Annotated in this window: 12 protein-coding genes; 1 reads left to right on the top strand and 11 read right to left on the bottom strand. The window is 70.3% G+C overall.

Annotated features, from left to right (window positions below; genetic code table 11):
• The 10 genes from VF542_RS13640 to VF542_RS13595 form a co-directional block, all read right to left on the bottom strand.
• On the bottom strand, positions 1-543 hold a 543-nt coding region (locus VF542_RS13640), incomplete at its 3' end, for a condensation domain-containing protein (protein ID WP_408652252.1).
• A complete protein-coding gene (locus tag VF542_RS13635) occupies positions 540-1352 on the bottom strand; it encodes a thioesterase II family protein (RefSeq protein ID WP_408652251.1) in 813 nt (270 codons plus the stop codon). The genes VF542_RS13635 and VF542_RS13640, both read right to left, overlap by 4 nt.
• A 2-nt stretch (positions 1353-1354) precedes the next feature.
• Positions 1355-1561 (bottom strand): MbtH family protein, encoded by a 207-nt coding sequence (locus tag VF542_RS13630; RefSeq protein ID WP_408652250.1) that lies wholly within the window; start codon positions 1559-1561, stop codon positions 1355-1357.
• Positions 1562-1762: 201 nt separating this feature from the next.
• Entirely contained in the window at positions 1763-3103 is a 1341-nt protein-coding gene (locus VF542_RS13625) for an MFS transporter (protein WP_408652249.1), read from the bottom strand.
• A gap of 197 nt (positions 3104-3300) precedes the next feature.
• On the bottom strand, positions 3301-4617 hold the full coding sequence (locus tag VF542_RS13620) for a DegT/DnrJ/EryC1/StrS family aminotransferase (RefSeq protein WP_408652248.1): 1317 nt from the start codon (positions 4615-4617) through the stop codon (positions 3301-3303).
• Positions 4618-4683: 66 nt separating this feature from the next.
• Complete coding sequence (locus tag VF542_RS13615; protein WP_408652247.1) at positions 4684-5691, bottom strand: BtrH N-terminal domain-containing protein; 1008 nt, start codon at positions 5689-5691, stop codon at positions 4684-4686.
• The gene (locus VF542_RS13610; protein WP_408652246.1) at positions 5688-6272 is read right to left on the bottom strand and encodes a hypothetical protein; all 585 of its coding nucleotides are present in this window, start codon (positions 6270-6272) and stop codon (positions 5688-5690) included. The genes VF542_RS13615 and VF542_RS13610 overlap by 4 nt, the downstream gene beginning before the upstream one ends.
• Positions 6269-7234, bottom strand: a complete 966-nt coding sequence (locus VF542_RS13605) for a GNAT family N-acetyltransferase (protein WP_408652245.1) — start codon at positions 7232-7234, stop codon at positions 6269-6271. Before VF542_RS13605 ends, VF542_RS13610 begins: the two co-directional genes overlap by 4 nt.
• Positions 7227-8552, bottom strand: coding sequence for a M20/M25/M40 family metallo-hydrolase (locus tag VF542_RS13600; protein WP_408652244.1), 1326 nt, complete (start codon positions 8550-8552; stop codon positions 7227-7229). Before VF542_RS13600 ends, VF542_RS13605 begins: the two co-directional genes overlap by 8 nt.
• A complete protein-coding gene (locus VF542_RS13595) occupies positions 8549-10417 on the bottom strand; it encodes an amino acid adenylation domain-containing protein (protein WP_408652243.1) in 1869 nt (622 codons plus the stop codon). Before VF542_RS13595 ends, VF542_RS13600 begins: the two co-directional genes overlap by 4 nt.
• Before the next feature lie 579 nt (positions 10418-10996).
• On the opposite strand from VF542_RS13595, the gene VF542_RS13590 reads away from it, so the two are divergent.
• Positions 10997-11662 (top strand): response regulator, encoded by a 666-nt coding sequence (locus VF542_RS13590; RefSeq protein ID WP_408652242.1) that lies wholly within the window; start codon positions 10997-10999, stop codon positions 11660-11662.
• Between the two features lie 131 nt (positions 11663-11793).
• Here the strand turns inward: VF542_RS13590 and VF542_RS13585 are convergent.
• Positions 11794-12496 (bottom strand): transketolase family protein (locus VF542_RS13585; RefSeq protein ID WP_408652241.1); only part of this gene is annotated, 703 nt, incomplete at its 5' end.

The raw sequence follows: 12496 nt of genomic DNA, 5'->3' as shown, positions 1-12496 counted from the left end.
CGACCAGCCGTCGCCGACGATGTGGTGCAGGACGTAGCCGAGGAGGTGGTCGCCATCCTCGAGCCGGGCCAGGAAGACCCGCAGCAGCGGGGGGTATCGCAGGTCGATGCGCTGCTGGCAGGAGTCGGTGACCAGCTGCACCGCGCGCTGGTACCGGCCGGGCTCGGGCACGGCGGAGAGGTCCAGCTGCTCGAACCACGCCCGGCCCGGCGGCGGATCGACCCGCATCTGCGGTATCCCGTCCTGCTCGGCGAAGCTGGTGCGCAGCCCCTCGTGCCGGCTGATCAGGCCGGCCAGGGCAGTGCGCAGCGCCCCGACATCGAGCGGTCCGCGCAGCCGCATCAGGATGATCATGTTGTAGCTGGCGTTGCTCAGCTCACCGGCCAGCCACAGCCCGCTCTGCTGGCTGGACAGCGGAGCGGTGCCGGTCCACGGCTCCGCGGTGATCTGGTCGTTCTCCTGCTTCTCCTGCCTGCGCTTGCGCCGCAGCCTCTCCAGCAGTTCGGCGCGTCGGTCAGTACCGGCGGAGGGGGCCGTGGTCATGACCGGTCCTCGTCGGAGCTGTCGGCGCCGGCCACCGCCAGCGTCATCTCGGCCGCCAGCTCCGCCACCAGCAACTCGGGCGCGGACAGGAACGAGTAGTGCGAGCCGGGCAGCACGACCTGGCGGAAGCGATCGGGCCGCGCGCACTCGGACCAGCCGGTCATCTGCTCGGCGGTGATCTCGCGGTCCTCGCGCCACCCGATCGCGGTGAGCCGGCTCGGCACGACGACCGGCTCGGCCGGCCGGTAGCTCCTGGTCGCCTCGACATCGGCACGCAGCACCGCGAGCCCGAGCGCGAGGAGGCCCGGATCGGGAACGCCACCCAGCGCGCGTACCAGTTCGGCCAGTTCGAGTTGGAGCTCGTCGTCGGTCATCGACAGGAACCGGCTGTACGGGCCGTGGTGCGGTGCGACCTGGGAGGAGACGAACAGCGTGGACGGCGTCGGCATCCCGGCCTGCATCAGCCGCAGGGTCATCGCGTAGCCCGGCAGCGCACCGCTGCAATGGCCGAAGAAGGCGAACGGCCGATCCAGATAGGGCAGCAGGTGCTCGATGAGGTCATCGGCCAGCGACTCGTAGTCGCCGTAGTGCGGTTCGCGCAACCGGTTCTCCCGACCCGGTGGCTGCAGCAGGCAGATCTCGGCGGGTCCGGCCTGCCGCGGCCAGCCCACGTACATGGACGCCCCCACGCCCGCGTACGGGAAGCAGAAGATCCGGGCCGCCGCATCCTCAGCTGGCCGGCGGAGCAACCAGCGAGTGGCGCTGCCCACCGGACGGGCGGAGGAGCTTGTCGTCGACGCCTGTGCCATCGCTAGCCGTCGACCGACTCGCGCAGGCTGCGCGGACGCATGTCGGTCCACACCTGCTCGACCCGCTCCAGGCAGGTGGCCTTGGTTCCGCTGGTGCCTTCGGCACGCCAGCCGGCCGGGATGTCCTGGTCGGCCGGCCAGATCGAGTACTGCTCTTCGTGATTGAGGACGACGCGGTAGGACCGTTCCGGCCCGCTGGAGTCAGACATGTGACCTCTTTCGACTGGATCCCGGCGGCGGGTTGCCCCGCTCGTGCCACCGTCGCCGACTCTAGGAAGGGGGGCGGGCGGCTACATCAGCCCTCGCGCCGACCCGGCGTGCTGGTTGCGTCCACCCCGACCGCCACGGCCTCAACCAGCTCTGCGTGCGGCGGCTACGTCGTTGTCGACGCGGCGATGACGGCGAGGCGGTCAGGACTCGGTGAGTACCTCGTGCTGGGCCGGGACGGCGACACCGCCCTGAGCGGCATCCTCGACCACTCGGCGGGCGTCCTTCGGGTCCCGCAACGTCCGAACCTGGCGGCGGACCATCGGAATCGCTGAGATGGTCATCCCGATGGTGCCGACGGCGACACCGGTGCGGCTGCTGGCCAGCTGGCCGATGACACCGCCGAGCGCGCTGCCGAACGGGATCACACCGAAGATCAGCAGCCGGTAGCCGCCATTGGTGCGGGCCAGCGAGCCGCGGGGCGCGACGACCTGGCGCAGCGTCACCGACAGCACGTTCGCGCTGCCCAGCCCGGTCCCGCTGACCAGCTGGACGGCGGCAACCGCAAGGCCGAGGGCGAAGCCGTGGAACGGGAAGGTGGCCAGCAACAGCGGCGTGCCGGTGGACAGCACCAGCGACGCGGCGAACGCGTGGCCATAGCCCAGCCGGCCGGCCAGCCGCAAGGCGATCATGGTGCCGAGGAACGCTCCGAGCCCGGTGGCCGACAGCGCCAGCCCGTAGCCGCCCGCGCTCAGGCCCCGCTCCTTGACCAGCCACACCACCAGGTTCACGGTGAGGATCTGCGCGGACATGTTGAAGATCGCCGCGTGCAGGGTCAACGCCCGCAGGATCGGATTGACCAGGATCCGTCGGAGCCCTTCGAAGATGCCGGCGGGCATCGTGGCGTCCAGCTCCGGTGGTGGCTCCGGGCGCCGCGCCGCGGCCAGCCCGAACACGCTGGCGAGGTAGCTGGCCGAGTCGATGGCGATCGCTCCGGCCGGGCCGGCCGCCTGCACGAGCAGGCCGGCGACGCCCGGCCCCGCCACCTGGGAGGCGGTAGCCGAACCCTGCATCGCCTGGTTGGCGGCCGGCAGGTCCTCCTCGGTCACCAGGCTGGGCATGTAGGCGAAGCTGCCGACGTCGAACATCACGCTGGCCGCGCCGACCCCGAACGCCACCGCGGCGAGCAGCGTCAGCGACAGCCTGTCGATCGCCCAGGCCAGCGGGACCAGCGCGAGCAGAGCCGCTCGCAGGATGTCGGCGGCGATCATGATCCGGCGACGGCGGCGGCTCTCCAGCCACTGACCGGCGAACAGCGGCAGCAGGACGTTGGGCAGGAAGGCCGCGGTCGCGACCACACTCACCCCGCCGGCGCCGGTGCCGAGGGTCAGCGCCGCCACCAGCGGCAACGCGACCCCGGTGACCTGGGTGCCCACCACCGAGATGCTTTGGCCTGCCCAGAACCAGCGAAAGTCGTGATGCCGGAATATCAGGCCGCGCTGCTTCGGTCCCGTGCCCGCGCTGCCGGTTGTCGACGTTGCCATGCTGCTCTCCCTGCTCACCCTCGGCGCTCTGCTGGCTAGGAGCTGCGAGCAGGACAGCTCGCGGTCGAACTCCGCAGGACCGATATCGAAGCGTTCCTATCCTGACATATCACCATTCATAACGGGCGGTGTACGAGTTCGTCCACGCGCCGCCGGCCGGGCCGCCGGCCGGCAGCGGCCCGGTTCAGCGGCCCGGTTCAGCGGCTGAGTTCGGCGGCCTCCGCGTCGGCGAGCCGGTTGGCCTCTTCCCACGGCGGGACGTCGTCGGAAGCCGCTGCGTAGGAGGCGAGCAACGCCCGGTGCCGCCATACCTTGCCGAACGCCTCGGCGTAGCTCTCCAGAAGCGGTCCGGCCTCGGGGTGCAGGTGCGCCTTCTGGATGGTGAAGGAGTCCTCGATCACCTGGTAGCTGTGCGGGAAGGCGGCCCGGCCGGCATCGCTGACGTGGCCGGAGAACGCTCGCTGCATCGGCAGCGGCATCAGCTGGTAATGCGTGGCCGGCACCCCCTCGGCCCGCAGCGCCTTCATCACGACCGCTCGGAGCGCGCCGGCCTGCCGCGGGGCGAGGCCGAACGCTTCCGGACTCAGCCGGAACCGCAGGATGTGCCAGGCGTGGCTGCGGTCGGCCGGGCAGGTCGGGACCTGCAGGCCTGGCAGCTCGCGCAGCGTCGCGAGCAGCCGCTCGACGTTGGCACCGCGGATCTTGGCGGTGGTCTCGAACCGGCCGAGCTGGGCGCGGGTGAACGCGCACTGGATCGCGTTCGGCTTGTGGTTCCAACCGGGCAGGTGCGATACGTAGCTGCGTTCCTCCGAACCACCCAGCGTCTCGCCGAACTGCCGCAACATCGCCGCGCGCCGGTACAGCTCGGGGTCATCGGTGTTGATCAGGCCGCCCTCACCGCAGGTCGGCAGGTTCTTGGCGACGTTCAGGCTGAAGGAGTTGATCACACCGAACGAACCGACCACCCGATCGCGGTACCGGGCGCCCTGGGCCTGGGCGGCGTCCTCGAGAACGAGCAGGCCGCGCCGCTCGGCCAACGCGAGGATCTGGTCCAGATCCACCGGCAGGCCGTGCAGGTGCACCACCACGATGGCCCGGGTCCGTCCGGTGATCGCGTTCTCGATGGTTTCGGCGGTGGCGTTGAAGGTGTCCGGGTCGATATCGACGAACACCGGTACGGCGCCGATGTGCAGCGGTGCGAGCCCGGACGCGATGAAGCTGAGCGCCGGCACTATCACCTCGTCCCCGGGCTGGACGCCGGCGGCGGCCAACGCGAGCGACAGCGCCGCGGTGCCGTTGTCGACCGCGATGCAGTAGGCGGTGCCGACGAAGTCAGCCCATTCCCGCTCCAGGCCGGTGACCTCGGCCTCACCGGCGGAGGCCACCGTGAAGCGCCCGCTCGCCAGCACCCGGCTGACCGCCTGCTCCTCCTCCTCGGTGACGTGGGGCCAGCGCAGGACCCGGCGGCTACGCGGCACCGATCGGTGGCCGCCGAGCATTGCCAACTCATCCATGTGTCCCTCTCCTTGCCTAGTGGTCAGTCGCCGTCGGCGCGACGCGCCTGGAGTGCGCTGCCTCGGTCATTGCGCGGCCAACACCGTCTCGACGGCGGCCAGTGTTCGGTCGAGCTCTGCCAGCAGTGCGACCCGCCTGCTACGCAGCCGCGCGGCGTTGACCTCACCGGTGCGGCTCAGCGCCGCCAGGATGCGCAGCGCGCTCCAGTGGTAGGCCATCCGGCTGGTCTGGCGGGCCAGCTCGGGCCATCCCGGCAGCTGCAGCCGCCGCCCGCTGTCGGCCACCCAGTCGGCGTGCACCGCGGTGCTGGCCAGCGCCACTCCGGCAACCACGAACAGCTCGTCGGCGACGCTGTAGCCTGCCTCCAGCCGGTCGATCATGTCGGCGAGGAACTGCGCGACACCGTCCCGGCCGCGGTAGCACCCGGGTTCGGAACCGGCCTGGAACTCCTTGAGATTCTGTGCCAGAAAGCTGCTGGGCTCCGTGCTCGCCGGTGGGCCTTCGACGACCAGTTGCAGCCAGCGGTTGCCGATCGGGTCGTCGGCGAAGAACATGTCCCGAGCGTGGGCGGACCGGTTGCCCGAGTCGCGCGCCGCGGCCAGCACCGACAGCGGCAATTCCCCCGCGAAGAACGGCGGGATCGCGTCGAGCACCGTGGCGGTCCGGCGCTCGTCGTCGAAGCCGTACACCACCACCAGGTGGTTGGAGTGCACGTCCCGGTAGGCCGGGCGGAACGGAACTTCGAAGTTGTCCACCGCGACCGCCACCGGTGTTCCGGCGGCGACCTGTTCGCGGACCTGCTGCCAGCCCTGCTCCGCGTCGTCGGGCCAGCGCCAGCGGGAGTCGATCGGATGGCGCGGTGCCAGGCTGCCCAGCAGCGACCGGCCGTCCGGGCAGGGAAAGTAGTACTCCTCGGGACGGACGTCCCCCGGCCGGTAGTAGAACTGCCAGTTCGCGCCGAGGACCTCCAACGGCGCGAAGCCGGCGTGCTCGACCAGGGTGCCCACGCAGGCGTGCAGGCAGCCGGCCAGATCATGCCGCCAGGCTCTGACGCCGGCCAGCTCGACCTTCACGGCTGCCCCCCGTCGGCCGGTACCGGCGTGATCGCGAAGATGTGCGCGGCTGGGTTGTCGGGCAGCCGGATCGCGCCCAGTTCGGCGTGCCGGGGAACCGGAACCCGATGTCGCCAGATCACCGGATCGACTCCACGCTGGACGTGCCGCGGGTAATGCATGGTGGTGCACCGGTACGCCTCCAGCGCGCCGAACCGATCGGGGGTCTGCGGCCAGAAGTCCGACACCCGCAGCCATTCCGGGTCCACCGAGCCGTTGATGTAGTGCAGGTACAGCAGATCCTCGGTGTGCCGCTCGGCGGCGGCCAGCAGGTACAGCCAGTCATAGCGCCCAGGCGGCAGCTCGATCAACTGGCCGCCGCAACGAAGGTTGTCTCCGCCGTGGCCGCGGGCGGGGAACTCGAACAACACCCCGCCGACCTCGACGATCGAATCCTGCGGTGGCAGCTGCTCAGCCGGGAAGGTGTTGGACCAGACATTGAAGGCGCCGCCGGCAAGATCCGATGTCGGGGTGAGACCACGGTTGTCGAAATGGCCGCGCAGGTCCAGCGGCCGGCCGAGGCCGGTCAGTTGATCGGTCACGTCAGCCTCCTCATCAGTTCCTCGAGTGGTAGTTCGCTGCCGGGTGCCGCTCGCCACAGCGCGAGGGTTTCGGCGTCCCGGCTGCGTGGCATCAGGTGTTCGGGCTCGGTCCGGCCGCCGGCGAACGTCCGGATCCGGTCCGCCGGGCCGGCTGGCCGCGGGCACAGATCCACGCCGGCGAGCAGCAGGCCGGGACGCTCCAGCGCCGCCGCGGCGGCCAGCGCGTCGGCGAGCGGGTCACCGCTGGCGGCAGCGGCGATCCGCAGCAGGCTCGGACCGCTGAGCCACCACGCGTGCACCGTCTGGTGCTCGCTCAGGCGGGCGGACGGCCAGCCGAGCGGCACCGCCGTGGCCGGCTCGGCGGTGGGCCGGCGCATGGTCACCTCCGACAGCGGCTTGTCCGGGCTGGGCCAGTTGGACAGCACCTGAAAGCCCAACCGGGCATACAGCGGAGGTAGGCACCGCTCGACCACCGCGTCCAGTTCCAGCCAGTCGACCTGCCGTTCACGGGCGTCCCGGGCAACCGCGTCCAACAGCAAGCGGACCAGCCCGCGCCGCCGGTAGCCGGGCAACACCGAGATCCGGCTGACCCGCCAGCAGCCAGGCGCCGGACGTGCCCGCAGCGCGGCGACCAGCCGGCCCTGGTCGGTCACCAGGTAGACCGAACCAGATTTCCGGACCGCCTCGAACACCGCGGCCGGCGTCTCGAACTGCCCGTCCGGGAGCGGCAGTCCTGGCAGCGGGTCGGAGCCGGCGTAGGCCAGCCGGCTCAGCTGGGCGAGCTCACCGGCAAGCTCCGGCGTGATGCCGGCCGGCCGGATCGACTCGACGGCGGCCGGCCGTTGCCAGCGGTGGCCGTCGGGCCGAACGCGTGCCGGTCCGGATTCGGCCCGCTGCGGTGACGCCGGAGCGAGCGCGCCTTCCTCGGCTGGGCGGCAGTGCGCCATGGTGAGGTCAGCCATAGCGGCGGACCAGGTCGTAGAAGCACGATTCCCCGAATTGCAGTGCCTCCACCGGTACCCGTTCCTCTGCCGAATGCATCAGATCCCGGTAGTTGACCCCGCCCCGGAAGAGCATCGGAAGCCAGCCGTAGCAGCTGATGCCGAGCTGCGGGAACAGCCGGGCATCGGTCGAGGCGGTCATGATCATGGGCACCGGCACGCCGTCGGGATCGGCCTGGCGCAGCACGTCGGCGAGCAGCTCGTACATCGGGCCGAACTCCGGTTCGGGCAGCGGTTCGCCCTCTACCAGCAGTTCCACCTCCAGGTCGTCGGGCACCAGTGCCCGCACCGCCGCGATGAAGTCCTGGGAGCCGGCCGGCCCGGGCAGCAGCCGGCCGTCCAAGTCCACGCTCACCTCGGTCGGCAGCACGTTGACGTTGGTACCGCCCCGTAGCACGGTGGCGTTCACCGAATGCTGCAGAACCGAGCGCAGGTAGAGCCGGTCCCGCTCCGGCAGGCCGGCCAGCGGGGACAGGTCGCTCGGGTCGGCAGCCACTGCCCGGTAGATCGTGGCCAGCTCGGGGGCGGCGGCGACGCCGAGTTCGGCGAGCATCCGGCGGACCGCCGTCGTCGGCTGCCCGCCGAGCCCGCCACCGGCCACCGCGGTCAGCAGCCGGTTCAGTTGCCGGACCGGGTTGGCATCCGGCGCCACCCGGGAGGCGTGGCCACCGGGGCCGCGAAACGTGACCCGTACCCAGCACGCCCGCTTCTCGGCGACCACTATGGGGTGCAGCCGCCGGCCGCCGATCCCGATCGATGCGCCGCCATCCTCGCCGATCGCGTACCGGACGCCGTCGAACAGGTGTGGGTGTTCCTGCACCAGGTATTCCGCCCCGGTGTGGCTGCCGGCCTCCTCGTCGCTGACCAGGGCCAACAGCACGGTCGCGGCCGGCTGCTCACCGGCTGCTATCAGCCGTAGCAGCGCGCTGACCATCATCGCGACGCCGCCCTTCATGTCGATGGTGCCGCGTCCCCAGACACAACCCTCGACCAGCTCGGCCCCGAACGGTGGCCGGCTCCAGCGCTGGCCGGCCACCGGCACGACGTCGAGGTGGCCGTGCAGCAGCAGTGGCGGCGCGCTGCCGCGGCCGGGCAGCCGGGCGATCAGGTTGGGGCGGTCGGCGTGCGCGCCGATCAGGCGGCAGTCCAGGCCGGCGTCGGTGAGCAGGTCGGCCAGGTACTTCAGGCAGGCGGCCTCGTTGCCCGGGGGGTTGGTGGTGTCAAAGCGCACCAGCTGCCGGGTCAGCTCCACCACATCGGTGGCCAGCGCGGTGCTCATGACGCCGGCCCGATCGAGCTGGCATGCCGCAGACCCTCGGCCGGTCGCGCCGCGCCGGCGCCGGCCGGCTGCGCGCTGAGGCCGGCCTGATCGTTGCGTAACCCATCGAGCAGGTGGGCCAGTTCGGCGACTGTCGAGTGCTTGTAGAGCTGCCAGGGAAGCACCCGGACGCCTGCGGCATCGCTCAGTTCCGAGGCGATCGCCACCGCCATCAGCGAATGGCCGCCGAGTTCGAAGAAATCGTCGTCAATCCCGATGCCGGCCACGTCCATCAGCAACTCCCAGGTATCGGCCACCGCATGCTCCGTCTCGGTCCTCGGTGGCCGGTGCACGCTGGACAGGCCTGCCGGGCGGTCCCTGCCGGTATGCGACTCAAGTCTCGGCCGGTCGACTTTCCCGTTCTTGTTCAGAGGCAACCTGTCCAGCAGCACGACCATCGAGGGCAGCGCGTAGTCCGGCAGCAGTGTCGTGAGGCTGCGGCGCAGCGCGATCGGCGATGCCGAGGCCGGCTCGGCCAGGACCGCGAAGCCGACCAGCCGGCGGCCGAACCGGGACTGCTGGGCGATCACCGCGGCATCCTCGACCTCGGGCAACCCGCGCAGCGCAGCCTCGACCTCGCCCAGCTCGACCCGGAATCCCCGAATCTTGACCTGGTCGTCCAGCCGGCCCAGGAAGTCCAGTGCGCCGTCAGCCCGGCGCCGGGCGAGATCACCGGTCCGGTAGAGCCGACCACCGGGGATCTCGGCGAACGGGTCCGGCACGAAGCGCTCGGCAGTCCAGCCCGGACGGCCCAGGTAGCCGCGGGCCAGTCCATGGCCACCGGTACACAGCTCACCGGGCTGGCCCTCGGCAACCGGACGCAGCTCCTCGTCGAGCAGGTGAACGGTGGTGCCGGAGATCGGAAAACCGATCGGCACCGGGTCCGATCGCTGCTCGGTGATCGGATAGCAGCAGGTGAAGGTGGTGTTCTCGGTCGGTCCGTAGCCGTTGATCAGCGCCACCCCGGGCAGCTCTGCCAGCGCTCGGTTGACACTCGGCACCGACAGCACGTCACCACCGGAAAGCAGGCAGCGCAGGCCGTCCAACCCGGGCAGGCCGGCGTTGCAGAACTGGTGGAAGAGACCGGCGGTCAACCACAGCACGGTGACGTGGTGCTGGCGGACGAGATCACCGATCGCCGCGATGCCGTCAGGTGATTCGGTCGGCACGATTAGGGACGCACCGTTGAGCAGCGGTGCCCAGACCTCCAGAGTGGTGGCGTCGAAGGCCAACGGCGCGAGCTGGAGGAATACATCCTCAGGACGCACCGTGAGGTAGTCGGCGCCGCTCACCAACCGGATCACCGCCGCATGCGGGATCATCGCGGCCTTCGGCACCCCGGTGGAACCAGAGGTGTAGGCCAGGTAGGCCAGTTGGGCCGGGTCGCCGGCGACCTCCGGGTCGGTGGTCGGCTCGGCGCTCAGATCCAGGGACGACACCTGCAGCCATTCGGCGTGCCCCGGCGTGCCGGGTGCCTGACTGCCGTCGGTGAGGACGAGATCGGCGCCGGCCATCGCCAGCATCGCGGTGATCCGCTCCGCCGGTTGCCTGCTGTCGATGCCCAGATAGCTGCCGCCCGCCTTCACGATGGCCAGCAGCGAGATCACCACTGCCTCGCTGTGGTCGTTGACCACCGCCACCGGTACCTCGCGCCGGACGCCTCGGCGGAGCAGGTGATGAGCCAGTTGGTTGGCCCGGGCGTCGAGTTCGGCGTAGCTGAGACTGCGGTCGCCACAGCGCACGGCAATCGCCGTGGGAGTGGTGGCTACGATGCGCGCGAAGGCCTCACCGATGGTCACGCCGAGGGAAACCGTCGGCGTCGTCATCGGCAGTCACCGAGTGCGATGCGGGACGCGTCAGGCATGGCGGTCATCCCCGCACCTCCTCCTCCGGCCACCTCCGGTGGCGGTTTGCGTCGTCCGGCTTACCCGGCGCCGACCGCACGGTGGTCGGTGGGCAGGCCGGGCTCGTGGGGCGTTCACCGCGACTTCCAGGACGCGGCCCCGAAGCCGTGTCTTACCAAACCTGGCGGGAAGGCCGGCGGCATCAGTCCTGCGGCGACCTGCGGGTAAACGCCAGGACGAGTGGGGGTTGGACGCCGCGCGACTTGCCAGGCCCCAGGGGGTGGACCCAGCGTTGTGAAACAAGTGTGCAGTCTCCACTGGTTCGGTAGTGTCTAAATACATTCGTCAAGAAATTTCCCTTAGGCCCCTTGACGGCATGTCGAAGGTGAGTCAGGATTTTGACTACAAACCAGTGCGTCAGCGTTTGCAAACGTTCGAGCGCCGATATTCATCGGTCATCAGATCGGTGACTTCTTGCGCTCGAAAACTCACAATTCCTGGCACTTCCGCGTGGCGTACCGGCTGCCCAAAATATCTAGCTGCAATGAAAGGAAGCTGGCAATGCCGCTGCGCGTTGTAATTTGCCACGAGTTGCCAATCGTACGTGACGGATTGACCACAGCCCTGAATGATGAAACCGATATCGAGGTCGTCGGCGCTACCGATAGCGGTATACAGGCCATATTGTGGGCGCGTACCGTCCAGCTGGATGTAATTGTCACCGGCCTGACTCTTCACGGTATTCCCGGGATCGAACTCATCAAACGGGTTCGCCAAGAAAAACTCAGTCCCCAGCCGAAGGTGGTGGTCTTCGCGATGAACCACTCCGACCAGATGATCACCGAGGTGCTACGTGCCGGGGCGGACGGCCTGCTGGTGAAGGAAGCCACCGCCGAGGAGCTGGGCGCAGCCATCCGGGCCGCGGCCAGCGGGCAGATCATGCTCGCGCCGCTGGTCGCCAACCGCCTGGTCAGCTGGTTCCGTCGCCAGGACAGCCGCCCCGACGAGCAGCTGCGGCCGGTACTGGCAGCCCTGACCCCTCGGGAACGCCAGGTGCTGCTGCTGATCGCGCGCGGCAAGAGCACCGACGAGGTGGCCTCCGAGCTGGCCATCGGCGTGACCACGGTACGGACCCACGTGTACCGGCTGCGCTGCAAGCTCGATGTCCGTGACCGTGCGCAGATGGTGTCGGTCGCCTACCGCGCCGGCCTGATGGTGCCCGCCTGACGGTGCCGGCCTGACGGGCCTGACGGTGCCGGCCTGAGGCCAGGTGGCCCCGCGGCTACTCCTCCAGCGCCCGCAGCGCAGTTACCCCAGCGCTCGCAGCGCGGCTACTCCCCCAGCGCCCCGCAGCGCGGCTACTCCTCCAGCGCGCGCAGCGCGGCCGCTTCGATGGATTCGGCACTGACGCCGCTGCGCTCGAGCAGGAATTGCTGGTCACCGGCCATCGAGACGAACCGGTCGGGCACGCCGACTCGTAGCACCCGCCGGCCGGTCTCGGCCAGCACCTCGGCCACCGCGCTGCCCAAACCGCCGCTGCGCCAGTGCTCCTCGACCGTGACCACCGGCGCGTGCGAACCGGCAAGCGCGAGCTCGTCAAGCGGCTTGACGGTATGCATGTTGAGCACCGCGGCCTGGACGCCGCGAGCCGCGAGCGACTCGGCCGCCTCCAGGGCCATCAGCACCGGGTACGGGCCGCAGCACACCAGCAGCACGTCATCGCCCTGACGCAGCGGCTGGGCCTGCCCGATCCGGATCGGCGGCGCGTCCACCGGCAGGCCGGGCGTCGGCTTGCGGTCCAGTCGCAGGTACACCGGGCCGGGCAGGTCACGGCACTGTTCGAACAGCGACACCGTGCCGGCCGCATCCGCGGGCGCCAGAACGGTCATGTTCGGCAGCAGCCGCATGATGGCGAGATCCTCGAGGCTGTGGTGGGTCGGGCCCAGGTTGCCGGCGGACAGCCCGCTGTGGGTGGCCGCGATCCGGACCGGCAGGTTCGCATACGCCAGATCGATCTTCACCGTCTCCAGCGCGCGGGTGCTGGCAAAGGTCGCCATCGTG

This window comes from Jatrophihabitans sp. (assembly GCF_036389215.1).
Classification (GTDB): Bacteria; Actinomycetota; Actinomycetes; order Mycobacteriales; family Jatrophihabitantaceae; genus Jatrophihabitans_A.
This window is presented reverse-complemented; position numbering and strand designations above follow the sequence as displayed.